Source organism: Kitasatospora sp. NPDC053057, assembly GCF_044546945.1.
Taxonomy (GTDB): domain Bacteria; phylum Actinomycetota; class Actinomycetes; order Streptomycetales; family Streptomycetaceae; genus Kitasatospora.
Genome location: NZ_JBITZP010000027.1, coordinates 25269 through 50630, shown reverse-complemented (window position 1 = coordinate 50630; position 25362 = coordinate 25269). Strand labels below are relative to the sequence as shown.

General features: G+C 71.7%; 17 protein-coding genes and 1 pseudogene. 16 read left to right on the top strand and 2 right to left on the bottom strand.

The genetic code is table 11. The annotated features are described in order from the left end of the window. Positions 1–24: 24 nt before the first annotated feature. Entirely contained in the window at positions 25–1071 is a 1047-nt protein-coding gene (locus ACIG5E_RS26020; RefSeq protein ID WP_396537206.1) for a LacI family DNA-binding transcriptional regulator, read from the top strand. 157 nt (positions 1072–1228) lie between these two features. Here the strand turns inward: ACIG5E_RS26020 and ACIG5E_RS26015 are convergent, their stop codons facing one another. Next, complete coding sequence (locus ACIG5E_RS26015) at positions 1229–2710, bottom strand: endo-1,4-beta-xylanase (protein ID WP_396537204.1); 1482 nt, start codon at positions 2708–2710, stop codon at positions 1229–1231. 414 nt (positions 2711–3124) lie between these two features. On the opposite strand from ACIG5E_RS26015, the gene ACIG5E_RS26010 reads away from it, so the two are divergent. The 8 genes from ACIG5E_RS26010 (at position 3125) to ACIG5E_RS25975 (ending at position 15452) form a co-directional block, all read left to right on the top strand. Next, positions 3125–4267: a radical SAM/SPASM domain-containing protein gene (locus ACIG5E_RS26010; protein WP_396537202.1), complete on the top strand. Its 1143-nt coding sequence runs from the start codon at positions 3125–3127 to the stop codon at positions 4265–4267. An 84-nt stretch (positions 4268–4351) separates the two neighbouring features. Next, positions 4352–5908: an NAD(P)-binding domain-containing protein gene (locus ACIG5E_RS26005; RefSeq protein ID WP_396537200.1), complete on the top strand. Its 1557-nt coding sequence runs from the start codon at positions 4352–4354 to the stop codon at positions 5906–5908. Then, on the top strand, positions 5905–7182 hold the full coding sequence (locus ACIG5E_RS26000; RefSeq protein ID WP_396537198.1) for a sugar efflux transporter: 1278 nt from the start codon (positions 5905–5907) through the stop codon (positions 7180–7182). Before ACIG5E_RS26005 ends, ACIG5E_RS26000 begins: the two co-directional genes overlap by 4 nt. Continuing rightward, positions 7179–8156, top strand: coding sequence for a glycosyltransferase (locus ACIG5E_RS25995; protein WP_396537196.1), 978 nt, complete (start codon positions 7179–7181; stop codon positions 8154–8156). The genes ACIG5E_RS26000 and ACIG5E_RS25995 overlap by 4 nt, the downstream gene beginning before the upstream one ends. Continuing rightward, positions 8153–8944 (top strand): PIG-L deacetylase family protein, encoded by a 792-nt coding sequence (locus ACIG5E_RS25990; protein WP_396537194.1) that lies wholly within the window; start codon positions 8153–8155, stop codon positions 8942–8944. Before ACIG5E_RS25995 ends, ACIG5E_RS25990 begins: the two co-directional genes overlap by 4 nt. Positions 8945–8960: 16 nt before the next feature. Then, positions 8961–11549, top strand: a complete 2589-nt coding sequence (locus tag ACIG5E_RS25985) for a glycoside hydrolase family 3 N-terminal domain-containing protein (RefSeq protein ID WP_396537192.1) — start codon at positions 8961–8963, stop codon at positions 11547–11549. 269 nt (positions 11550–11818) lie between these two features. Beyond that, the gene (locus tag ACIG5E_RS25980) at positions 11819–13831 is read left to right on the top strand and encodes a glycoside hydrolase family 6 protein (protein ID WP_396537190.1); all 2013 of its coding nucleotides are present in this window, start codon (positions 11819–11821) and stop codon (positions 13829–13831) included. 76 nt (positions 13832–13907) lie between these two features. Further along, complete coding sequence (locus ACIG5E_RS25975; protein WP_396537188.1) at positions 13908–15452, top strand: cellulase family glycosylhydrolase; 1545 nt, start codon at positions 13908–13910, stop codon at positions 15450–15452. Between the two features lie 17 nt (positions 15453–15469). Here ACIG5E_RS25975 and ACIG5E_RS25970 read toward each other — a convergent pair whose 3' ends face one another. Further along, entirely contained in the window at positions 15470–16504 is a 1035-nt protein-coding gene (locus tag ACIG5E_RS25970) for a LacI family DNA-binding transcriptional regulator (RefSeq protein ID WP_396537186.1), read from the bottom strand. A gap of 255 nt (positions 16505–16759) precedes the next feature. Between ACIG5E_RS25970 and ACIG5E_RS25965 the strand changes: the two genes are divergently transcribed. The 7 genes and pseudogenes from ACIG5E_RS25965 (at position 16760) to ACIG5E_RS25935 (ending at position 25343) form a co-directional block, all read left to right on the top strand. Next, positions 16760–18118, top strand: a complete 1359-nt coding sequence (locus tag ACIG5E_RS25965) for an extracellular solute-binding protein (protein ID WP_396537184.1) — start codon at positions 16760–16762, stop codon at positions 18116–18118. A 77-nt stretch (positions 18119–18195) separates the two neighbouring features. Then, positions 18196–19179 (top strand): carbohydrate ABC transporter permease, encoded by a 984-nt coding sequence (locus ACIG5E_RS25960; RefSeq protein ID WP_396537182.1) that lies wholly within the window; start codon positions 18196–18198, stop codon positions 19177–19179. 5 nt (positions 19180–19184) lie between these two features. After that, positions 19185–20045: a carbohydrate ABC transporter permease gene (locus ACIG5E_RS25955; RefSeq protein ID WP_396537180.1), complete on the top strand. Its 861-nt coding sequence runs from the start codon at positions 19185–19187 to the stop codon at positions 20043–20045. 40 nt (positions 20046–20085) lie between these two features. Continuing rightward, a complete protein-coding gene (locus ACIG5E_RS25950) occupies positions 20086–21549 on the top strand; it encodes a glycoside hydrolase family 1 protein (RefSeq protein WP_396537178.1) in 1464 nt (487 codons plus the stop codon). Between the two features lie 121 nt (positions 21550–21670). Then, complete coding sequence (locus ACIG5E_RS25945; protein ID WP_396537176.1) at positions 21671–22675, top strand: LacI family DNA-binding transcriptional regulator; 1005 nt, start codon at positions 21671–21673, stop codon at positions 22673–22675. Between the two features lie 423 nt (positions 22676–23098). Beyond that, positions 23099–23818: pseudogene (locus ACIG5E_RS25940) on the top strand (glycoside hydrolase family 11 protein); the annotation flags it as partial. Between the two features lie 100 nt (positions 23819–23918). Continuing rightward, positions 23919–25343 carry a non-reducing end alpha-L-arabinofuranosidase family hydrolase gene (locus tag ACIG5E_RS25935; RefSeq protein WP_396537174.1) on the top strand — a complete coding sequence of 475 codons (1425 nt, stop codon included), beginning with the start codon at positions 23919–23921 and terminating at the stop codon, positions 25341–25343. Positions 25344–25362: the final 19 nt, after the last annotated feature.

Below are 25362 nucleotides of genomic sequence, written 5' to 3'. Positions count from 1 at the left end.
GACGGAGTTCGCCCAGCAGGGGCAGTGCAGGAGGAACCCGTGACCAGAGCGGCCACGCTCGCCGAGATCGCGCAGGAGGCAGGAGTCTCCGCGCCGACTGTTTCGAAAGTCCTGAACGGGCGCGCGGACGTCGCGCCGGCCACCCGGGAGCGGGTGGAGGAACTGCTGCAGCGGTACGGCTACCGGCGGCGGCGCGGCAACCGGCAGACCAGCCCGCTGCTGGAGCTGGTCTTCCACGAGTTGGAGAGCGCCTGGGCGGTGGAGGTGATCCGGGGCGTCGAGAACGCCGTCCGGGAGGAGGGCCTGAGCATCGTGCTCTCCGAGTCCGCCGAACGGCACGGTCCCGGCCAGTCCTGGGTGGACGGGGTGCTCGCGCGGCGCCCCACCGGTGTGGTGCTGGTGCTGTCCGACCTGGACCGTTCGCTGCGCGAGCAACTGGCCCGCCGGGACATCCCGTTCGTGGTGATGGACCCGGCCGGCGACCCCGGCCAGGAGGTGCCCGCCGTCGGCACCACCAACTGGGACGGCGGCCTCGCCGCCACCCGGCACCTGCTCGACCTCGGGCACCGCCGGATCGGCCTGATCGGCGGCCCCGCCCGGATGATGTGCAGCCGCGCCCGGGCCGACGGCTACCGGGCGGCGCTCGACATGGCGGGCCTCCCGTACGACCCGGAGCTGGTCCGCGAGGGCGACTTCCACCATGAGTCCGGACGCCTGCTCGGGCTGGAGCTGCTCGGCCTGCCGGACCGGCCGACCGCCGTGTTCGCCGGGAACGACCTGCAGGCGCTCGGCCTGTACGAGGCCGCCCGCGAGCTGGGGCTGCGCATCCCGGAGGACCTCAGCGTGGTCGGCTTCGACGACCTGCCGCTGGCCCGCTGGGTGGGCCCGCCGCTGACCACCGTGCGCCAGCCGCTGACCGAGATGGCCGAGGTGGCGACCCGCCTGGTCATCGACCTGGCCCGCGGGGTGCGGCCCGGCACGCTCCGGGTTGACCTGGCCACCAGTCTGGTCCAGCGCAGCAGCACCGCCCCGCCGCGAACGGTCGTCCCCGGCCGGGCGGAGCGCGGTTGACGGGCGGTCGGGCGGTCGGGCGGTCGGGCGGTCGGGCGGTCGGGCGGTCGGTCCGGCCCTCGGGTGCCGTCCGGGCCGTCAGGCCGTCAGACCGGAACGCGGTGCGGCCGGGCGGCCCGGGGAACCCGGCGCCGTCCGGCCGCACCGCTCCGCTGTGTCAGCCGAGGGTCCACTGCTGGTTGTTCCGGCCGCTGCAGGTCCACAGCTGGGCCGGGGCGCCGTCGGCGGTGGAGCCGCCGGACACGTCCAGGCACAGGCCGGACTGGACGCCGGTGACGGTGCCGTCGGTGTTCACGTGCCACTGCTGGTTGGCCTGGCCGTTGCACGGCCAGACGACCACCCTGGTGCCCGAAGCCGTGCCCTGCCCGGAGGCGTCCAGGCACATCCGGCCCGCGCCGCCGTACACGCTCAGCTGGTCGGCGGAGGTGTGCGTCCAGATCTGGTTGGTGCCGCCCCAGCAGCTGTAGATCTGCACCTGGGTGCCGGCCGTGGTCGAACTGTTCGGCACGTCGAGGCACTTGCCGGCACCGACCGCGTGCAGCTCGCCCGTCGTGCCGCCACCGCCGCCGCCACCGCCGGTGCTCGAACCGCCGAGGGCGGAGAGCGTCGCGGAGAAGGCCGGCTTGGGCTGGTCGTTGTCGTCGTACATGGTGGCGGCGCCGTATCCGGGGAAGGTGCCGGGGATCCAGGAGTGCGCGTCGTCCACGCCCCACTGGCTCACGCCCACGCAGCGGGAGACGGCCAGGCAGGCCCGCACCACGGCGGCGTAGTCGGTGGCCTGCTGCTGGAGGGTGCCTCCGGAGGCGGGCAGCTGGATCCGGTCGTCCAGTTCGGTGACGGCCACGTCCAGCCCCAGGTTCGCGAACCGCTGCATGTTGGCCTGCAGGTCGGCGGGGATCTGGCCGACGATGAAGTGGCTCTCCAACCCGATGCCGCCCAGCGGCACGCCCTGGGCGAGCAGCGACTGCGCGAGGCTGTAGAGGGCATTGCTCTTCGCGTTCACGCCCTCGATGTTGTAGTCGTTGATGTAGAGCTTCGCGCTCGGGTCGGCGGCGTGCGCGGTGCGCAGCGCGTCGGCGAGGTAGTCGGTTCCCATCGCCCGGTAGAACACGTCCGGGACGAGCGAGCCGTCGCCGTTGAACGGTTCGTTGATCACGTCCCAGGCGTAGACCTGCCCCTTGTAGTGGGTGGCCTCGGCGGTGATGTGCGCCTCCATGGCGGAGCGAACCTGGTTCAGCGGCAGGTTCGACGCCCAGGAGGGGAGCTGGTTCTGCCACACCAGGTTGTGGCCGCGCACCCGCATGCCGTGCGCCCGGGCGAACTGGACGAGCTGGTCGCCCGGCCCGAAGTTGTACGAGCCCGGGGACGGCTCGATGGTGTCCCACTTCATCTCGTTGGTCGGGGTCAGCGCGTCGAACTGCGGCCCGACGACGGCGGTTTCCCCGCCGACGCCGAGGTCGCCGTCCGACAGGGCGGTGCCGAAGTACCGGCCGTTCGCTTCCGCCGCCGCCTTCAACGTGCTGCCGGCCGCCGCGGCCGGGGTCGTCGCGGCCAGCGCGCCGGTCGCGAGCACCAGCGCCAGGACCACCGTGGCCGTCCAGGCATGGTGAATTCCGATCAGGATCCTTCGAAGAGGCATGGTCGCCCTCCAGCGTCGCTCCAGGGGGAGGTGCACACCCGCGCTGTCGGCGGGTCGTGGCGCACGAGCGATGACGGCGGTGGGGCCGTCGGTTCGGGGAACGGGAGCGCTGTGGCGACCGTCCGGCAGACGGCGCCCGGTGGGTTGCGCTCCCGTGGCTAGGTAACTCGGAGTGCGTGGGGCCCGTCAATACGTGTTTGAAAGTTTCGGCGATGTTTCGGAAATTCCTACGCCGAAACGCGGGTGAAACCGAGCCGTGCCCGAGCGGAACCGCCACGGCCGGATCCGTTGACTAGGCACCCCGGGCCGGGCTAGCTTCGCGGAAACGCTTCCACCTCTTCACGGGCCCTTTCGCGCTCGCAGTGGGAGCGCTCCCAATAGGCTCCGAACACTCCGAACAGGAGATGAGTTCCCATGGACGAGCCACGTACTGAGCTGGGTGACACCGTCGGCACCCGGTTCGTCGAGCGCAACCTCGACCTCGTCGGCAAGCTCTACCAGCGTTCCGTCCATCCAGCCGTCCTCGACGTCGCCCGAGGCGGGCGACTGACCTCCCCGCTCGTGGTCGACCTCGACCCGACCACCGTCTGCGACCTGGCCTGCCCGGAGTGCATCTCCTCCCAGGTCCTGCACCACGGGCAGATCGGCCAGGACCGCGTCCTGCGCCTCGCCCACGAACTCGCGGATTCCAAGGTCCTCGCCGTGATCCTGATCGGCGGGGGCGAGCCGCTGATGCACCGCTCCGTGGGCCGGATCATCGAGGTGCTCCACGAGGCGGGCATCAAGCTCGGTCTGGTGACCAACGGCACCCAGATCCACCGCTACCTCGACCAACTCGCCGACATGCTCTCCTGGGTGCGGGTCTCGATCGACGCCGGCACCGCCGAGACCTACGCCGCGTTCCGCCCCAGCCGGGGCAAGCGCAGCGTCTTCCCCCAAGTCATCGACAACATGCGGGCGTTGGCCGAACGGAAGTCCGGCCGGCTCGGCTACTCGTTCCTGCTCATGCAGCGCTTCGACGAGGACGGCCGGGTCACCGACTCCAACTACGCCGAGGTGTACCGGGCCGGCGTGCTCGCCAAGGAGATCGGCTGCGACTACTTCGAGGTCAAGGCCATGCTCGACGAGGACCACTACACCGTCAACCAGCGCTCTGAGGACATCGCGGCCGTCGAGGAGCAGATAGCCCGGCTGCGCGAGCTGGAGGACGACGGCTTCCACGTCCTGCACTCCTCCAACTGGCAGGCCGTGCGCCGCAGATCCGACACCGTCCAGGAGAAGGACTACCACCGGTGCGCCGTCGCCGAACTACGCACCACCGTCACCCCGACCGGCGTATACGTCTGCCCGTACCACCGGGGCAACCCCAAGGGCCGGATCGGCGACATCGGGGAGTCGACCTTCGCCGAGATGTGGGCGGCGGCCGACACCGGTGTCATCGACCCCAGCCGGGACTGCCGGTTCGTCTGTGCGCGGCACCCCTCCAACCAGGAGATCGCCGTGATGGCGACCGGACCGGAGGCGCAGCCGTGCGACGACTTCGACCCCTTCATCTGACGGCGCCTCCGGTCCAGTGCCGGAACCAGTGCCGGATCCAGTGCCGAACTCCGTTCGGGCCCCGCCCATGAGCCTGGAGACTCCATGCGAACAGTCGTGATCGGAGCGGGCCCCGCAGGGCTCACCTGCGTGCGGCAGGCCCGCTCCGCCGGCCTCGACGTCGTCTGCCACGAGAAACGCGAGGATCTTGGCGGCATCTGGAACCCTTCGGCCGGCGGCGCCTACGCGGGGGTGCGCATGCAGAGTTCACGCATGAGCATGCCGTTCAGCGACCACCCGCCCGGGTTCGCCACCGCCTTCCCGACGCAGCCCGAGGTCCAGGAGTACCTGCGCTCGTACGCCACCCGGTTCGGCCTTCTGGACGCCGTCTCGTTCGGCAGCGAGGTCGTCCGGGTCGCGAAGGCGGACGGCTGCTGGCAGGTCACCACCCGTACGACGGACGGCCGGGAACGCACCGAGCGCGCCGACGCCGTCCTGGTCGCCAACGGTGAACTCTGGCGCCCCCGGCTGCCCGACCGGCTGCCGGCCCCTGGAGCGCCCGTACGGGTCCTGGCCGCACCCGAGTACCGCGGACCGGCGGCCTTCGCCGGCTGCCGGGTGCTGGTGGTCGGCGGCGGGGTGAGCGGCGCGGACATCGCCGCCGACCTCGGTGCCGCCTCCGCGCACGTGGACTGGTCGGTGCGCCGCCGGCAGCTCTTCCTGCCGCGCCTGATCGGCGGCGCCTACAACGACGCGCTCTTCTCGTACGCGGGGCGCGTCGCGGTCGAGGAGGTGCCGTACCCGGTCTACCTCGACTGGCTGACCGAGTGCATACCCGAGTACATGGCGATGTACCGGGCCACCGGCCTGCTGCCGCAGACGGGCTTCCACGGCGCCGTCCACGTCAACGAGCGGATCGTCCCCCGGGTCCACGCCGGGGACGTCCACCCGGTGCCGGCCTTCGAGCGGTTCGCCGAGGACGGCTCGGTGGAGTTCGCGGACGGCTCCCGCCGCGGCTACGACGCCGTGGTGCTGTGCCTCGGCTACGAGATGCCCGACTACGGCTTCATCGAGGGACTGCGGCGCGAGGACCTGTACGAGCACCACTTCTGGCGCCACGACCCGACCCTGGCCGTGGTCAACACCCCGGTGGACACTGAGGCCTTCGGCACGGCCTGCCCGTACTTCGAGGCGGTGGCCGGCTGGGTGATCGCCGTACTGACCGGAAAGGCGGCGCTGCCCGACGCCCCCGCCCGCGCCGACTGGTGCGCGCGCCACATGGGGGCGCTCCACGACCGCCGCTACCTCGACTGCTGGCTGGAGACCGTCCGGCTGGGCCTGCTCAGCGGGACCGTGCCGGACCCGGCCGTCGACTTCGCCGGGTACTGGACGGTGGTCTCCAGCCAGGTGGCCCCCGGCAACCTGGAACCCGGCCGGGCCACGGCGATCCCGGCCGTGCTCGACGGGCGGCTGGACCTGACCGGCGTGCGGCACCGCATCCTGGCCGCCCTGCCGGCGCACGCCCGCGATCGCCTGCTCGCCGAGGCGGTGATCGACCGGGACGACCTGGCCGCCGCCGCCCGCGTCCCGGCCGGCCGCGAGCTGGCCCCCTGGCTGCCGTACCGGCAACGGGAGGGCGAGCCGAGGGGGGTGACGTCATGACCGCCGAACCCGTCGAGCGCTCCGCACCCGTCGCCCCGGTCGGCGCCGTCAACCGCTGGCGCCTGCTCACCGACCGGTCCGTCCTGAGCCTGATCGCCGCCAACGGCGTGGTCGGCCTGGCCGGCGCGTTCGTGGTCCCGACCGTCAGCCTCTTCCTGGCGGACGCCGTCCGGGCGACCCCGCTGATGATCGGCCTGTTCTTCGCCGTCCGGTCGATCGGGGAGATCGGTACCGACCTGGCCATGGGCGTCGTCTCCGACCGGCTGCGCGACCGGCGTACGGTGCTGGTGCTGACCGCGCTCTGCAACGCGGCCGGGGCGCTCTGCTACTCCGTACTGCGCGACTACTACCTGCTGCTCCCGGCCGGCATGGTGTGCTTCGGCCTGGGCGGCGCCTGCTTCGGTCAACTCTTCGCCTACACCCGCGAGTTGGCCGAGGCCAGAGAGGTCGACGCGCCGTTCTTCAACGGCTTCCAGCGCTCGATCACCTCGCTGGCCTGGGTGATCGGCCCGCCGGTCGCCTTCTGGCTGGTCGCCCGCTGGTCCTTCGCGGTGCTCTACCTGGGCGCGGCCGGGCTGTCCCTGCTCGCCGCGGCGATCTGCCGCTGGGGCCTGCCCCGGCTCCCCCGCCCGGCGCCGGACGAGCGCTCCGCCGACACCGCACCCGGACTGCGCGGGCTGCTCGCCGGGCTCGGTCCACGCACCGGGCTCCTGCTCGGGGCGATCGTGCTGCTGCTGGGCGCCAACATGATGTACCAGATCGACCTCTCCCTGCGGGTCACCGGCGAACTCCACCTGAGCACCGCCTTCGCCGGCCTGCTGCTCGGACTGAGCGCGGTGCTGGAGATCCCGCTGATGATCGGCGTCGGCATCTGGGCCGACCGGATCGGCAAGACCAGGCTGCTGCTGCTGGCCACCGTGTGCGCCACGCTCTTCTTCGCGGTGCTGCCGGTGGTCCACAGCCGGACGCTGCTGCTGCTCCTCCAACTGCCCAACGCCTTCTGGACCGCGGTGGTGATGAACATCCCGGTCGTGATGCTCCAGGACTCCCTGCCCGGGCGCCCCGGCACCGCCTCCTCGCTCTACGCCAGTGCGTTCAAGACCGGCATGTTCCTCGGCGGCCTGGTGGTCGGCACGGTCGCGACCTGGACGGGCTACGGGCAGGTCTTCTGGGTGTGCGCCGGCCTCACCGCCCTCGCCGGACTGCTGGTCTTCCTGCCCGCCCGCCCGGGCAGCTCCGAATCCACCGAGACCCCCCGAGGGAGTGCCGCATGACCGCGCCGCCCGACTGCACCGTGATCGTGCCCACCTACAACCGCGTCCGACTGCTGCGGCACACCCTGGACTCGCTGGCCCGCCAACGCCTCGCCGAGGGCGAGTCCTTCGAGGTGATCGTCGTCGACGACGGCTCCAGCGACGGCACCGCCGCGGTCGTGGCCGGCTACCGCGACCGGCTCGACCTGCGCTACTTCTTCCAGGAGGACCAGGGCTACCGGGTGGCCAAGGCCCGCAACGTCGGCATCGCCGAGGCCGGCGGCGGGACATGCGTCTTCGTGGACTCCGGTGTCGTCCTGCACTCCGACGCGCTCGCCGCGCACCTCGCCGCCCACCGCCGGGCCGACGGCCCGATCGCCGTCCTGGGCTACGTCCACTGCTTCAACGAGGGCAACGAGGACGGCGAACAGATCACCCGGGAGATCGACTTCACCGACCCGGACGTCTCCCTGCGCCGGTTCGCCGAGCAGCGGCGGTGGCTGGACCTCCGTGAGAGCTACTACGAGCGCTACGGCGAAGACCTCGGTGTGCTCACCGCGCCGTGGCTCATGTGGTGGACGTGCCACGTGTCCGCCGACACGGCCCAACTGCGCGGGGTCGGCGGGTTCGACGAGGCGTACCGCTCCTGGGGAGCCGAGGACGTCGACCTCGGCTACCGGCTGCACCAGGCCGGCGCCCGGTTCGTCCTGCGCCGCGACGCCGTCTCACTGCACGTGCCCCACCCCAAGAGCTACCAGGACAACATGGCCGCGGCGGCCGCGAACTACCGGTACTTCGCCGAGAAGTTCGACACCCCGGTCGCCCGGCTCGTCCCCGACCACCACTTCGAGGAGATCGAGGACATCCTGCGCTCCCGCGGACTCGCCCGAGGGGCCGTGACCGACCGCTTCGGGACGGTCACCCGCGCGATCGACCAGGCCGTCGAACCGCCGCCGGCCGCCGACCGGGCCGTCGCCGAGGGGAGGAACGGATGACTCCGCCGCTGCTCGGCACCTGGACCGAATGGCACCTGCGCGCCCGGCGTTCCCGGGGAGCCGTGCTGGTCTTCGCGCCGCACCCCGATGACGAGGTGATCGCCTGCGGAGGCACCATCGCCCGGCTGGTGTCCGAGGGCACCCGCGTGCGCGTGGTCTTCGCCACCGACGGTGCCATGTCGCACTCCGCGGTGCTCGGCATCCACACCGACCCCTCCCCGGCCGAACTGCGGTCGATCCGCCGCCAGGAGGCCCGGGCGGCCGCGCGGGCGCTGGGACTGCCGGACGACGCCGTGCGGTTCCTCGACTTCCCGGACACCCGGCTCGCCGACCACCTGAAGGAGTTCCGCGGCAGGGTCCTGGAGGTGCTCGACGCCCACCCGGGGGTGGCCGAGGTCTACCTCCCGCACGAGGTGCGGGAACTCAACGCCGACCACCGGCTGACCGGCGAGACCGTGCTCGGCTGCCTGGCGGAACTGGGCCTCGCGCCGACCGTCTACCGCTACGTGGTCTGGGACGAGCGGACGGAGCAGGAGTTCGCCTTCGTCAACCGGAACCCGCCGTCCGACGGCGCGGGTACGGCCGAGCGGCTCGTCACCGTCGACATCGCCGAGCAGCTGCCGCTCAAGCGGGCCGCCTTCCGCGAACACCGCACCCAGGTCGAGCTGTTCGCCCCCGGCCAGACCCGGCCGGTCGTGCCGCAGCCGTTCCAGGAACGCGTGCTGGCCGCCGCGGTCGAGGAGTTCTGGATCAGCGAGCCGGCACCCGCCCGGCCGGAAACGGAGTGAGACAGTGCCACAGACAGTGCCCCAGCCAGTGCCGTCCACCGGGCGCGCCCCGCTCCCCGCGCTCGCACCGCTGCCGGCCTGGCCCCGGCTGACGTCCGCGATCCCGCCCGACCCCGTGATCGAAGGCCAGGTGGCCGCGATTCTCGCGCAGTTGACGCTGGAGGAGAAGGTCGGGCAGCTGGTCCAGCCCGAGCTCGCCCAGCTCACCGCCGAGGACATCCGCGAGTACAAGATCGGATCGGCGCTCAACGGGGCCGGGATCTGGCCGCACGGCCGCCGGCACGCCACCGTCCGGGACTGGGTGGACCTGGTGGACCACTTCTGGACCGCGGCGGAGCAGACCTGGCAGGGCCGGCCGTTCCGCATCCCGTTCATGTGGGCGACCGACGCCGTCCACGGCCACAACAACGTCCACGGCGCCACGGTCTTCCCGCACAACATCGGCCTCGGCGCCACCGGTGACCCGGACCTGATCCGCCGGATCGGCACCGCCACGGCCCGCGAGGTCGCCGCCACCGGGATGGACTGGATCTTCGCCCCCACCGTGACCAATCCGCGCGACCGCCGCTGGGGCCGCTACTACGAGGGCTACGGCGAGGATCCGGCGCTCGGCCACGCCTACGGCCGGGCCATGGTCGAGGGCTTGCAGGGCGATCTCGCCGCCCTCCGCACCGACCACCGGGTGCTGGCGACGCTCAAGCACTGGATCGCCGACGGCGGCACGGTGGACGGGCGCGACCGGGGCGCCGCGCGCTGCTCGGAGCAGGTCCTGCGCGACATCCACGCCCAGGGGTTCCTGGCCGGCATCCAGGCCGGGGCGCAGAGCGTGATGGTCTCCTTCAGCAGCTGGGAGGACCCGGCCAACTACGACCACACCCCGGGCGGCGGCGAGCCCTACAACCACAAGGTGCACGGCAGCCGGTACCTGATCACCGACGTCCTCAAGGGCGCCCTGGGCTTCGACGGCGTCGTGATCAGCGACTGGGACGCGCACGCCGAGGTCGCGCGCTGCTCGGCCGGGGACGCCGGGTACGCGATCAACGCGGGCCTCGACGTGCTCATGGTGGCGGGCCGGGAGGCCTGGCAGAGCGTCCACCGCACGGCCGTGTCGCAGGTGCGGGCCGGTGTCATCCCGCAGGAGCGGATCGACGACGCCGTCTCCCGCGTCCTGCGGGTCAAGCTGCGCGCCGGTCTGTGGGACAAGCCCCGGCCCTCCGAGCGGTCGCTGACCCGCCCGGGCGCTCCGGTGGTGATCGGCTCACCGGAGCACCGCGCGCTGGCCCGCGAGGCGACCCGCAAGTCCCTGGTGCTGCTCAAGCACACCCCGGGGCTGCTGCCCCTGCCCCGGACCGGCCGGGTGCTCGTCACCGGCAGCGCGGCCGACGACCTGGGCAAGCAGTGCGGCGGCTGGACCCTCACCTGGCAGGGCGACGACCTGGACCGCTCCGACCTGCCCGGCGGCGCCACCATGGCCGACGCCGTCCGCGCGGTCGTCGGCACGGACCACTGCACGGTGGACCCGGCGCCGGCCGTCACCGATCCAGGGGAGTACGACCTCGCGATCGTCTGCATCGGCGAGGACGCCTACGCGGAGATGCGCGGCACCGTCCGGCCGTGGCGCTCGATCGGCTACGCCGACCTCAAGCAGAGTTACGCGCGGGACCTGGAGCTGCTGCGCCGCCTGCGCGCGGCGGGCGTGCGCACCGTCACCGTCCTGTTCACCGGCCGTCCGCTGTACTGCACGGAGGAGATCAACCTCTCGGACGCCTTCGTGGTCGCCTGGCTGCCGGGCCCGTACGCCCAGGGGGTGACGGACGTGCTGTTCGCGGCGCAGGACGGTGCGCCCGCCCACGACTTCCAGGGCAGGCTGCCCTCCTCCTGGCCGAGGACGCGCGACGCCAGCGCCGTCAACGGCATCCCCGCGCACCTGCCGGACTACCGGGTGCCGGCGGAGGAGACGGCGCCGGAGGGGGACCGCACCCCGCTGTTCCCGCTGGGCTACGGCCTGTCGGCGCACGACCCGGCGCCGCCCGGCGAACCGCTGCCGCCGCACACTCCGGCGGCAGCGCCCCCGGCGCCGCGGGTGAGCGGCCCCCTGCGCGTCCTCGACGCGCAGGGATCCGCCTACCGCCTGCGGGTCGGCGGGCACAACACCTGGTCCCGGGAGGACATCAGCCTCGAAAAGCCGATGGACTGCCTGATCGTCCACGCGACGCCGTTCGCCACTCCGGAGGGGACCGCCCTGCGGCTGCGCTTCAAGGGTCATCCGGCCTTCGTGTACGCCGAATCCCCGTCCGGAGCCCCCGCCGACCTGCGCGGGTACCTGGAGGGCGGGGCGCACATCCGGTTCGCCGTGCGCGTGCTGCGGCAGCCCTCCGCCCCGCTCTACCTGGCCTGCCACGACGACTTCCCCGCCCAGCCCGGTGTCGACCTGGTGGCGCGGCTGCGCGCGGCCGGGCCGACGGCCTGGACCACCGTCTCCGTCCCGCTCGCCGAGCTGGCCGCGGTCGGTACGGACCTGCGGCACGTCGACGTGCCGTTCATGCTCTACACGGACGGCACCGCGGAGCTGGAGGTCGCCGACGTCTCCTGGTGCCTTCCGTAGCTGCCTTCCCCGGCACGGCCTCCGGCCCCGGCTCCGCGGGTGTGCGCGGAGCCGGGGCCGGGGCCTGGGTGGGTGGGTCCGGATGGGTGGGCCGCTCGGCGCGGCGGCGTGTAAGTTACAGCGTCTTTTGGGAGCGCTCCCGCAGCTATTGACGCCGTTTCACGGGCCCTGGCTTGATGTGAAGGGATCGCCGCGCCCCAAGTGGGCGCGTTCCCACCCAGTTTCCGCGATCCCGTCAGGAATCCCCACCCATCCGAAAGGACCCGGACGTGCCTCATCCCGTCCTACGTCGGCTCCGCACGGCAGCGGCCGCCACGCTGTTCGGCGCCACCGGCCTGCTGCCGAGCATCGGTGCCGCCACCCCCGCACACGCGGCCCCCGCCGCGGCCGCCGCCCACGTCGCCAACCCGTTCGCCGGTGCGACCGGCTACCTCAACCCCGACTTCGCGGCCGAGGTCAAGGCCCAGGCCTCCACCGACGGCGGCACCCTGGGCGGCCTCGAGTCCCAGGTCGCCGCCAACCCCACCGCCGTCTGGATGGACCACATCGGCGCGATCGCCGGCGACGCCACCCACCTCGGCCTCCAGGCCCACCTGGACCACGCGCTCACCGAGCAGCAGGGATCCACGCCGGTCGTCTTCCAGGTCGTCATCTACGACCTGCCGGGCCGGGACTGCGCCGCGATCGCCTCCAACGGCGAACTCCCCGCCACCGCAGCAGGGTTGACCACGTACGAGACGCAGTACATCGACCCGATCGCGGCCGTGCTGGCCAACCCGAAGTACGCCGGCATCCGGATCGCGGCCGTCATCGAGCCGGACTCGCTGCCCAACGCCGTGACCAACCAGTCCAAGCCGACCTGCGCCACCGCCACCCCGTACTACGAGTCGGGCATCGAGTACACGCTCAACAAGCTGCACGCGATCCCCAACGTGTACAACTACCTGGACATCGGCCACGCGGGCTGGCTCGGCTGGTCCAACAACATGGTTCCGGCGGGCAAGGAGTACGCCAAGGTCGCCCAGGCCACCACCGCCGGGTTCGCCAGCATCGACGGCTTCATCAGCGACACCGCCAACACCACCCCGCTCACCGAGCCGTTCCTCACCAACCCCGACCTGACGATCGGCGGGCAGCCGCTCAAGTCGGCGAACTTCTACCAGTACAACCCGGCGTTCGACGAGTACCACTACGACACCACGATGTACTCCACCCTGGTGGCCAACGGGTTCCCGAGCAGCATCGGCATGCTGGTCGACACCTCGCGCAACGGCTGGGGCGGCTCCGCCCGGCCCACCGCGCTCAACTCCGCCCCCACCACGGTGGACGCGTACGTCGCGGCCAACAAGGTCGACCAGAAGCCCTTCCGCGGCGACTGGTGCAACGTCAACGGCGCGGGCATCGGGGAACGTCCGCAGTCCCAGCCGTACGGCGCGGGCAGCCCGATCATCGCGTTCCTCTGGGTCAAGCCGCCGGGCGAGTCGGACGGCGACTACCCCGACGCCTCCCACCCCCACGGCGACCCGCACTGCGACCCGAACGGCACCCAGAGCGACGGCAACGGCAACACCTACCCGACCGACTCCATCCCCGGCAGCAACATCCCGGCCGGACAGTGGTTCCCGGCCCAGTTCCGGCAGTTGGTGCAGAACGCCTACCCCGCGTTCGGCAGCGGCTCCGGCGGCAACACCGGCCCGACCGCGCCGAGCGGACTGACCGTCACCGGCACCACCAGCAGCAGCGTGTCGCTCAGCTGGACGGCCTCCACCGACCCGGCCGGCGTGACCGGCTACTCGGTGTACCGGAACGGGGCCAAGGTCGCCACCGTGACCACCACCGGCTACACCGACTCCGGACTCTCCCCCGCCACCGCCTACCAGTACACCGTCACGGCGCAGGACGCGGCCGGGAACGTCTCCGCCGCCTCCGCCGCGGTGACCGGCACCACGGCGGCGTCGAGCGGTGGTGGCGGTGGCAGCAGCGGCTGCTCCGCCAGCTACGCGGTCGGCAATGACTGGGGCAGCGGCTTCACGGCCGGTGTCACCGTCGCCAACACGGGCAGCACGGCGACAAAGTCCTGGACGGTCACCTGGACTTGGGGCGGCAACCAGCAGATCACCAACAGCTGGAGCGCCACCACCGCCCAGAGCGGCAGCGCGGTGACGGCCGCCAGCCAGGCCTACAACGGCGCGCTGGCGCCGAACGGCACCACCAGCTTCGGCTTCCAGGCGACCTACTCGGGCGGCAACACCGCTCCGACGCTGACCTGCACCGCGAGCTGACCCGCATCACGAGCTGACCTCACTCGGCCGGGGCCGCACCGGCGGCCCCGGCCCCCACCCCCCCGAGGAGTTCGGCATGCCCCCTAGCGTCCCTCACCGCACCGCCGCCACCCGCACCACCCCTCCCCGCACCGCCGCACTCGCGGCCGCCACCGCCGCGTGCGCCGCCCTGGCAGTTCTCCCCCTCACCGCCTCGGCGGCCACCTCCGCCCTGGCCCCCGCCGCCGGCCCCTCCTGCGACGTCAAGTACGCCGTCAACGACTGGGGCGGCGGATTCACCGCCAACCTCACCATCACCGACACCGGCACCACCCCCATCAACGGCTGGACCCTCGGCTACTCCTACCCCGGCAACCAGACCCTCCAGAACGGCTGGAACGGCACCTGGAGCCAGACCGGACAGGCCGTCACCGTCACCAACCCCGGCTACGCCCCCACCATCAACCCCGGCGCCACCTACACCACCAGCGCCAACTTCTCCTACAGCGGCGCCAACACCGCCCCCACCGCCTTCACCGTCAACGGCACCCCCTGCGGGCCGCGGTCGAGCCCGTCGCCGAGCCCCTCCCCCACGCCGACCACCACGCCACCGACCACGCCGCCCCCGAACGGGCCGGCCCCGGCCGTGCACGTCTCGGGCAGGACGCTGGCGAAGGCCGACGGCAGCCCGATCACCCTGCACGGGGTCGACCGCTCCGGGGCCGAGTTCATGTGCGTCCAGGGCCACGGCTTCTTCGACGGCCCGGCCGACCAGGCGTCCGTCACCACGATGAAGTCCTGGCACATCAACGCCGTCCGGGTGCCGCTCAACGAGGACTGCTGGCTCGGCCACTCCAACGTCGACCCCGCCTACGCCGGTCCGGCCTACATCAGCGCGGTGCGAAGCTACGTCGACCTGCTGGAACGGAACGGCCTGGTGGCGGTCCTGGACCTGCACTGGACCGACGGGCTGTACACCGGACCGTCCGCCGGCTGCTCGGACGCCAACGCCACCTGCCAGAAACCCATGCCGGACGCGGCCGGTGCGATCCCGTTCTGGACGTCGGTGGCGCAGACCTTCAAGGGTGACGACGCGATCGTCTTCGACCTGTTCAACGAGCCGTACCCGTCACGCGCCACCGGGAGCCAGGACAGCGGCTGGACCTGCTGGCGGGACGGCGGCAGCTGTCCCGGAATCGGCTACCAGGTCGCCGGGATGCAGGCGATGGTGGACGCGGTGCGCTCGACCGGCGCGGACAACGTCCTGATGCTGGGCGGCCAGGAGTACGCCAACGACCTCACCCAGTGGGCCGCGCACCAACCCGCCGATCCGCTGCACAACCTGGCCGTGTCCTGGCACTCGTACAACTTCAACGCCTGTAGCACCAGTTCCTGCTGGGACGGCCAGATCGCCCCGCTCGCCGCCCAAGTACCGATCATCGCGGGCGAGTTGGGTGAGAACGACTGCGCGCACGGCTACCTGGACTCGCTGCTGCCCTGGCTGGACCAGCACGGCGTCTCCTACCTCGCCTGGGCCTGGAACACCTGGGACTGCGGCAACGGCCCGGCGCTGATCAGCTCCTACGACGGCACGCCGACGGCCTTCGGCGCCGGCTACCGCGCCCACCTGGCCGGCACGTAGGACGGAGCTGGCCCCGGTCATGAGGACTCCCGCACCACCAGTTCCGTCGGCAGGACCGTCTGCCGACGGAACCGGCCCGGCTGGGCGATCTCCTTGAGCAGCGACCGGACCATCAACCGCCCCATCTCCTCGGTCGGTTGACGGACACTGGTGAGCGGCGGCTCGGTGTGCCGGGCCACCACGGAGTCGTCGAAACCGACCACGGCGACGTCCTGCGGCACCCGCCGGCCCGCCTCGCGCAGCGCCTGCAACGCACCCGCCGCCGTCAGGTCCGAAGCGCAGAACACCGCGTCCAGGCCGGGCCGGCGGGCGAGCAGTTCCCGCATGCCCTCGCGACCGCCGCGCTCGGTGAAGTCCCCGTGGGCAACGAGCCCCTCGTCCGCCGGTACCGCGGCCTCGGCCAGCGCCTGGCGGTAGCCGGCCAGACGCGCCGCGGCGCCCTCCATGTCGAGCGGCCCGGTGACGGTCCCGATGGCCGTCCTGCCCCGGGAGAGCAGGTGCCGGACGGCCGCGCGGGCGCCGCCCGCGTTGTCGGCGTGCACGTAGCTCAGCGGTTCCAGCTCCGAGCGGCGGCCGCCGAGCACGGCGGGCAGCTCCAGCCGCTCCAGCAGCTCGGGGAGCGGATCGTCCTGGTGCACCGAGACCAGCAGGACACCGTCCACCCGGCGCGCGGTGAGATAGCGGGTCAGCCGCTCCCGCTCGTGTTCGTCACGGACCAGAACCAGCAGCAACTGCAGGTCGGAATCGGCGAGTTCGGCCGAGACTCCGGTGATGATGTCGGAGAAGTAGGGCTCGGAGCTCAGTTTCGCGACGCTCTCGGGGATGACCAGGGCGACCGCGTCGGTCCGGGAGGTGACCAGGGAGCGCGCCGCCTGGTTGGGGACGTAGCCGAGTTCCGCGATGGCCTGTTCGACCGCCGCGCGGGCCTTGGCGCTCACCTTGGGCGAGCCGTTGACGACCCGGGACACCGTGCCCCGGCCCACTCCGGCCCGCGCTGCCACCGCCTCCAGGGTGGGACGGGCAGCGGGCGGCTGCTGCGCGGCTCGGCTCATGATCGTTCTCCCGGCGGACGGTGGACGGCGGACGGCGACGACCGCGGCGAGGGCGTTGGGACGACACGGTCCGGTAACGGAGCCGTAGCACGCCCTTGACACACCTCGCGCGGCGAAGCAATCTTCCCACATCGCAGTGGGAGCGCTCCCATACTGTTTCGCACGCACTCGCACTCCCACCAGTTCCGAGCACCGTTCCGCCGCCCCAGTGGCGCGGCGCAGCCATGCACCCAGCCTGGACAAGGAGATTCGGCCATGCGGAACCCCGGCACCACCCACGGCGGCAGAGCCACCGCCCCCCTCCCCGTGCACAAGGTACCCAAGCCGCTGCTGAGCGCCGCGACCGCCGCCCTGTGCGCCCTGCTGGTCGCCGGGTGCAGCAGCTCCGGCTCCGGCTCGGCCGGCACCGCGGCCTCCGATGCCAAGATCACCCTGACCGTCGGCGACTACGGCACCTTCGGCTACAAGCAGGCCGGCCTGTTCGACGCGTATATGCGGGAGCACCCCGGCATCACCATCGTGGAGCACACCGTCGAGCAGGAGACCGACTACTACCCGGCCCTGCAGACCCACCTCGCCTCCGGCAGCGGCCTGGACGACATCCAGGCGATCGAGGTCGGCCGGATCGCCCAGGTGGTGAAGAAGCAGGCGAACAAGTTCGTCGACCTCGGAAAGGCGGACGGGGTCGACAAGGGCGCCTTCCTGCCGTGGAAGTCCCAGCAGGCCAGCACCCCGGACGGCCGCACCATCGGCCTGGGCACCGACATCGGTCCGATGGCGATCTGCTACCGCAAGGACCTGTTCCAGCAGGCCGGGCTGCCCACCGACCGCGAGGAGGTGGCCAAGCTCTGGCAGGGCGACTGGGTCAAGTTCGTCGAGACGGGCAAGCAGTACCAGGCCAAGGCACCCACCGGCACCTTCTTCACCGACTCCGCCGGCGGCCTGTTCAACGCCGTGGTGTCCTCCAGCACCACCCAGTACGACAACAGCAGCGGTCAGCTGGACTACAAGAACAGCCCCAGCGTCAAGAACGCCTGGAACCTGGCGACCGGCGCGGTCCAGGCCGGGATCAGCGCCGGCCTCAAGCAGTTCGACACCCCCTGGTACCAGGCGTTCGCCAACTCCAAGTTCGCCACGGTCGCCTGCCCGTCCTGGATGACGGCCATCGTCGCCGACAAGTCCGGGAGCGCCAACAAGGGCAAGTGGGACATCGCCACCGCGCCGGCCGCCGGAAACTGGGGCGGCTCCTTCCTCGCCGTACCGAAGGCCGGCAAGCACCAGAAGGAGGCCGAGGCGCTCGCCGCCTGGCTCACCGCACCCGCGCAGCAGGCCAAGGTCTTCACCACGGTCGGCAACCTGCCGTCCAACACCAAGGCCCTGAGCCAGCCGGAGGTGCAGAACGCCCGACTCGACTTCTTCGGCGACACGCCCACCGGCCGGATCTACGCCGCCACCGCGCAGTCCATCCAGCCGACCGTGATCGGCGAGTGGGACGGCCTGGTCAAGGACACCCTCACCAACGGCGCCCTGCTCAGCATCGAGCAGCACCAGAGCGACCCCGCCAAGGCGTGGAGCAACGCGGTCAAGGAGATCGACGACAAGGTCAGCGACTGACGCCCGGTCTCCCGCCGTCCGCCCGACCCGGCCCCGGCCCGGCCGGGACAGCCCCGCCCTCCAGAGAGGTCTTCACCATGCTCGACGAGGCCGTCCCGGCCACTCCCCTCGGCCGGCCACGCCCCGCTCCCCCGCCGCCCCGCCCCTGGCGCACCCGGCTCTACCGGTGGGACCTCAAGGCCTCGCCGTACCTGTACGTCGCGCCGTTCTTCCTCTGCTTCCTCGCGTTCGGCCTGTTCCCGCTGATCTACACGGGCTGGGTGTCGCTGCACAGCGTCGACCTGCAGACGTCCGACCAGATGCAGTGGCGCGGCTTCGACAACTACACCCGGCTGCTCCACGACGACCTGTTCTGGAACGCCCTGCGCAACACCGTCACCGTCGGCGTGCTGTCCACCGTGCCGCAGTTGCTGATGGCCCTCGGCCTGGCTCACCTGCTGAACTACCGCCTGCGCGGCCGCGGTTTCTTCCGGATCGCGATGCTCGCGCCGTACGCCACCTCGATCGCGGCGGCGACCCTGGTGTTCACGCTGCTGTTCGGGCGGGACTACGGGATGATCAACTGGCTGCTGGGCGACCTCGGCCTGGGCCACGTCGACTGGGAGGGCGGCACCTGGAGTTCCCAGATCGCCATCTCCACGATCGTCACCTGGCGCTGGACGGGCTACAACGCCCTGATCTACCTCGCCGCCATGCAGGCCGTCCCGCACGACCTGTACGAGGCGGCCGCGCTCGACGGCGCCAACCGGTGGCAGCAGTTCCGGCACGTCACGGTGCCGTCCATCCGGCCCACCATCCTGTTCACCGTCGTGGTCTCCAGCATCGGAGCCACCCAGCTCTTCGGCGAGCCACTGCTGTTCGGCGGCGGAGCGACCGGCCACAGCGGCGGCTCGGCCCACCAGTACCAGACCCTCGGGCTGTACCTGTACGACCAGGGCTGGTACGCCTTCCACCTCGGCCGGGCCGCCGCCGTGGCCTGGACGATGCTGCTGATCCTGCTGGCCATCGGCGCGCTCAACCTCGCCCTGGTCCGCATCCGCCGTGCCCGGAACGGAGGTTGAGAGCGATGGCCGTCAACCCGGGACGACGGCGCGCGGGAGCGCGCGGCCTCACCGGCGCCGGACCGTTCACGTACGCGGTACTGATCCTCGTCGCCGTCCTCTCCCTGTTCCCGCTGTACTGGACGCTGGTCGGCGCCTCGACCTCCGGGAGCCGGATCGCGCAGACCCCGCCCCCGCTGCTGCCCGGCGGGAGCCTGTGGCACAACCTGGACATCGCCTGGAACCAGGTCCACATGGGCCAGGCACTGCTCAACTCGGCGGTGGTGGCGAGCTGCGTGACCGCCAGCACCGTGCTGTTCGCGACGCTGGCCGGCTTCGCCTTCGCCAAACTGCCCTTCCGGGGCCGCAACGCCCTGCTGAGCCTGGTGGTGGCGACCATGACGGTGCCCGCCCAGCTGAGCGTCATCCCGCTGTACCAGATCATGGCGCGGCTGCACTGGACCGACCGGCTGCAGTCGGTGATCCTGCCCAACCTGGTGGCCGCGTTCGGGGTGTTCTTCATGCGGCAGTTCCTCTCGGAGGCGTTGCCGATCGAACTGGTCGAGGCGGCCCGGATGGACGGCGCGAGCAGCCTGCGGATCCTGTGGAGCGTGGTGCTGCCGATCGCCCGGCCCGGGATGGCCGTGCTCGGCATGCTGGTCTTCGTGCAGTCCTGGAACGACTTCTTCTGGCCGCTGATCGCGCTGAGCCAGAGCAATCCCACCGTCCAGGTCGCGCTGGCCGGTCTCGGCGGCGGATCGTACGACTCCGACCAGGCCGTCATCCTCACCGGCTCGCTGCTCGGGACGGCACCGCTGCTGCTGGTGTTCGCCCTGCTGGGCAGGCAGGTCGTCGGCGGCATCACCGCTGGCGCCGTCAAGAACTGACGTACAGTCAATCCCCCTGTCAGAAACGGAGAAGCCAGCGATGACTTCCGCACGGACCGAGTCGGCCCCGGTCGACACCTCCGTCTCCGCCTTCCCCGCCGGTTTCCTCTGGGGAGCCGCGACGGCGGCGTACCAGATCGAGGGGGCCGTCGACGTGGACGGCCGGACCCCCTCGATCTGGGACACCTTCAGCCGCATCCCGGGACGAACGGCCGGTGGCGACACCGGCGAGCGCGCCACCGAGCACTACCACCGGTACCGGCAGGACGTCCGGCTGATGAGCGAACTGGGCCTGGGCGCCTACCGGTTCTCGGTGTCCTGGTCCCGGGTGCAGCCGACCGGCCGCGGGCCGGCCGTCGAACGGGGCATGGACTTCTACCGGCGCCTGGTGGACGAGCTGCTGGAGCACGGCATCCAGCCCGCCGTGACGCTCTACCACTGGGACCTGCCACAGGACTTGGAGGACATCGGAGGCTGGCCGGCCCGCAACACCGCGGGGCGGTTCGCGGACTACGCCGCGCTGGTGGCCGACGCCCTCGGCGACCGGGTCGGCCTCTGGACCACCCTCAACGAACCCTGGTGCTCGGCCTTCCTCGGTTACGGCTCCGGGGTGCACGCCCCGGGCCGTGCCGACTGGACGGCCGCCCTGCGCGCGGCCCACCACCTCAACCTCGGCCACGGCCTCGCGGTCGAGGCGCTGCGCGCGGCGCTGCCCCGGGACGCGCGGATCGCCGTGTCGCTCAACCTGCACGAGGTGCGGCCGCTCACCGAGTCCGCCGCGGACCGCGAGGCCGCCCGCCGGATCGACGCGGTGGGCAACCGCGTCTTCACCGGACCGATGCTGAACGGTGCCTACCCCGACGACCTGCTCGCCGACACGGAACACCTGGTCGACTGGCAGGCCCTGGTCCACGACGGTGACCTGGCCGCGATCGCCCGGCCGGTCGATCTGCTGGGCGTCAACTACTACACCCCCACCGTGGCTTCGGCCCTGCCGCCCGGGCAGGCCCCGGACCCCACGACCGCGAGCGACGCGGGCCACGGCGACGGTGCCCAGTCCCCCTTCGCCGGCTGCGCCGACGTGCTCTTCCACCGCGCGCCCGGCCGGCGCACCGCCATGGGCTGGCCGATCGACCCGGCCGGCCTGACCGACCTGCTGCTGCGGATCCACCGCGAACACCCCGGGCTGCCGTTGATGGTCACCGAGAACGGTGCCGCCTTCGACGACCGGCTGACGCCGGAGGGCACGGTGCACGATCCGCAGCGCATCGACTACCTGCGCGGCCACCTCGACGCCGTCCGGCGGGCGATCGCGGCCGGCGTGGACGTGCGGGGCTACTTCCTCTGGTCGCTGATGGACAACTTCGAGTGGGCGCACGGCTACGGCAAACGGTTCGGCCTGTACTACGTGGACTACGCCACCCAGACCCGGATCGCCAAGGACAGTGCCCGCTGGTACGCGGAGGTGATCCGCCGGGGCATGCTGCCTGACCTGCGCGGGTGAGGACGTCGGATCCCTTGACGCTGGTCGTTCAACCGACCAAGCTGGCAGCGGTGGGTGGACCGGCGCGCGCGATGAGTTCGGGGTGCAGTTCCCGTGTCGAGTATCGATCCAGGACGGCCCCATGCCCCAGCCCTCACCCAGCAACGACCCCGCTCCGACACTGGCCGCGGTCGCCCGGCACGCCGGTGTCTCCACCGCGACCGCCTCCCGGGTGCTGAATCGTTCCGCCCCGGTCTCCACTGACGTAGCGGCCCGGGTGGAACGGGCGGCGCGCGAGTTGGCGTACGTCCGCCGCCGGGCGGCCAGTGCCCGGGAGACCGGCGTGGTGGCCGTCGTGGTCTTCGCGGATCCGGTGCAGTACCACGCCGACGCCTTCCCCGTGCGGCTGCTGGCCGGGCTGCGGCGCTCCCTGCCGGGCGCGGAGCGGGAGTTGGCCGTCTTCACGGTGCCGAGACGCTCCCGGCGGCCACCGCTGGTGCGCTACCTGTGCGGCGGCCACGTCGACGGCGTGCTGCTGGTCGGCCCCTGGGGGGACACCGCGCTCACCAGGCTGCTGCACGCGGCCAGGGTGCCCGTGGTGTCGCTCGGCCGGCCGCCGGAGCCGGGCACGGTGGCATTCGTGGACGCGGACAACCTCGCCGGCGCCAGGGACGCGGTGCGGCGGCTGTGCGCGTCCGGGCGCCGCTCGGTGGCCACCATCGCCGGACCACCGGACACCGCCGCCGGCGCGGACCGGCTGGCCGGCTACCGCCAGGCGATGGCCGCGATGGCCGCGGTACGGCCCGCCGTCGCCTACGGCGACTTCAGCAGTGCCTCCGGAGAGCACGCGATGCAGCGGCTGCTGGACCAGCACCCCGAGGTGAACGCGGTGTTCGCCGCCTCCGACCAGATGGCCGCGGGAGCCCTCCGGACCCTGCGGCGACACGGCCTGCGGGTGCCGGAGGACGTCGCGCTGATCGGCTTCGACGACGCCCCCGTCGCGGCGCGCTGCCGGCCGGGCCTGACCACCGTCCGCCAGCCGGTGGAGGAACTCGGCTCCCGCGCCATGGAGTTGCTGCTGAGGAATCCGGCGCACGGCGAATCGGTGGTGCTCCCCACCCGGCTGGTCGTCCGGGCGTCCGACTGACAGCCGCAGAGCAGTCCCATCTGCGCCACGAAACTTTCGAGATACCTGCTCTGGTTATTTACCGCCCGTCCGGGAGAGGGCAGCGGCAACCAGTCGGCCAGCTCGGCCGCCAAGCGCCTGACCGGTACCTTTCCTGGAAGGAGCGTGACCGGGCTACGGCCGACTCTTTCGCCTTCTCTGCCGAAAGAGTTGACAGCTTGTCGAGGGCAGGCCAACACTGTCGCCGTCGACAAGTGCGAATGGCCTTGGATCCGGACCCGGATCCGGGTCGCGTGTCGCCAACCAGCGCTCGGCGGGGCGCTGGTGACGACACGCCGGTTCCCTGCGCCGCCATGCGATGTCGCTCGGCCCACCATCCGTCAGCGATCACCGGTGGCACAGAGTCGCACCCCACCCCCACTCATCGGCAGAACGGATCACCCCGTGAATCCTCCCCACCCCAAGAGCCGCAAGGCCGGCCGCCTCCGGCGGTTCGTCGGCAAGGCACCCGTTCTCGTGCCGGCCCTGGCGGTCGTCCTGATCCTGCCCGGCACCGCCGACGCCGCCACCGTGACCACGAACCGGACCGGCACCGACGGCGGATACTTCTACTCGTTCTGGACCGAGGGCACCGGTGCGGTCTCGATGTCGCTGGACGGCGGCGGTCACTACGGCACCTCCTGGGCCAACGCCGGCAACTTCGTCGCCGGCAAGGGCTGGAGCACCGGCTCCCGCAATCCGGTGACCTACTCGGGCACCTGGAGCACCAACGGCAACGCCTACCTCTCGCTCTACGGCTGGAGCACCAACCCGCTCGTCGAGTACTACGTCGTCGACAACTACGGCTCCTACAAGCCCACCGGCGCGTACAAGGGCACCGTCACCAGTGACGGCGGCACCTACGACATCTACGAGACGACGCGCTACAACGCCCCCTCGATCGAGGGCATCAGGACCTTCAACCAGTACTGGAGCGTCCGCCGGGACAGGCGGACCGGCGGAACCATCACCGTCGGGAACCACTTCGACGCGTGGGCAAGGTACGGGATGAACCTCGGCACCATGAACTACGAGATCCTGGCCACCGAGGGCTACCACAGCAGCGGCCACTCCGACATCACGGTGGGCTCCGCCCGCGGCGCGGGCCGCTCCGGCGGCACGGGTTGAGCCGAGCCGCGGGGCACGCGTCATCCTCCGCGCGCTCTCGTGTTAACGCTCACATACTGTCGTCTGCCGGCCCCACCCGGCCGTGAAGGAGTTCCTCATGCGTGAACGAAAGTCCGACCGCGGGCGACCGGCCACGGTGCTCATCGCCGTGGTCGCGGCCGTGGCGGCGTTGGCGGCCATGCTGGTCGCCGGCCCGGCGCAGGCCGCCACCAGTGGCGCCCTGCGCGGTACCGGTTCCGGCCGGTGCCTCGACGTGGCGAACGCCAGCCAGACGGACGGCGCGTCCCTCCAGGTCTACGACTGCTGGAACGGGACCAACCAGCAGTGGACGTTGACGCCCGACAACCAGCTGACCGTGTACGGCGACAAGTGCCTGGATGTTCCGGGCCACGCCACCACCGCCGGTACCCGGGTGCAGATCTGGAGCTGCACCGGCGCCGCGAACCAGCAGTGGCGGGTGAACGCCGACGGCACGGTGGTGGGCGTGGAGTCCGGGCTGTGCCTGGACGTCGCGGGCGCCGGTACGGCCAATGGCACGCCGGTGCAGATCTGGCCCTGCAACGGCGGCAGCAACCAGAACTGGACCGGCCTGTCCGGGTCGGCCCCGCCAGGCGGCACGTGCGCGCTTCCGTCCACGTACCAATGGTCGTCGACGGGTGCGTTGGCGCAGCCGGCGAACGGATGGGTGTCGGTGAAGGACTTCACCGACGTCGTGTACAACGGCAAGCACCTGGTCTACGCGTCGAACGTGTCGGGATCGTCGTACGGCTCGATGATGTTCAGTCCCTTCTCGGACTGGTCGGACATGGCCTCGGCCGGCCAGATCGGGATGAACCAGGCCGCGGTGGCGCCCACACTGTTCTACTTCGCGCCCAAGAACATCTGGGTCCTGGCCTACCAGTGGGGTCAGTGGCCGTTCATCTACCGCACGTCGAGCGACCCGACCAACCCCAACGGCTGGTCCGCGCCGCAGCCGCTGTTCACCGGCGGCATCCCGGGCGCCGCCCCGATCGACCAGACCCTGATCGCCGACGACCAGAACATGTACCTGTTCTTCGCCGGTGACAACGGCAGCATCTACCGGGCGAGCATGCCGATCGGGAACTTCCCGGGCAACTTCGGCTCCTCGTACACCACGGTCATGAGCGACACGGTGAAGAACCTCTTCGAGGCCCCGCAGGTCTACAAGGTCAAGGGCCAGAACCAGTACCTCATGATCGTCGAGGCCCGCGGCGCCAACGAGCAGCGCTACTTCCGCTCCTTCACCGCCACCAGCCTCAACGGCACCTGGACCCCGCAGGCCGCCACCGAGGACCACCCCTTCGCCGGCAAGGCCAACAGCGGCGCCAACTGGACCAACGACATCAGCCACGGCGACCTGGTCCGCAACAACCCCGACCAGACCATGACCATCGACCCCTGCAACCTCCAGCTCCTCTACCAGGGCAAGTCCCCCAACGCCACCGGCCCCTACGACCAACTCCCCTGGCGCCCGGGCCTCCTCACCCTCCAGCGCCACTGACCGGAACTCACCACCACAG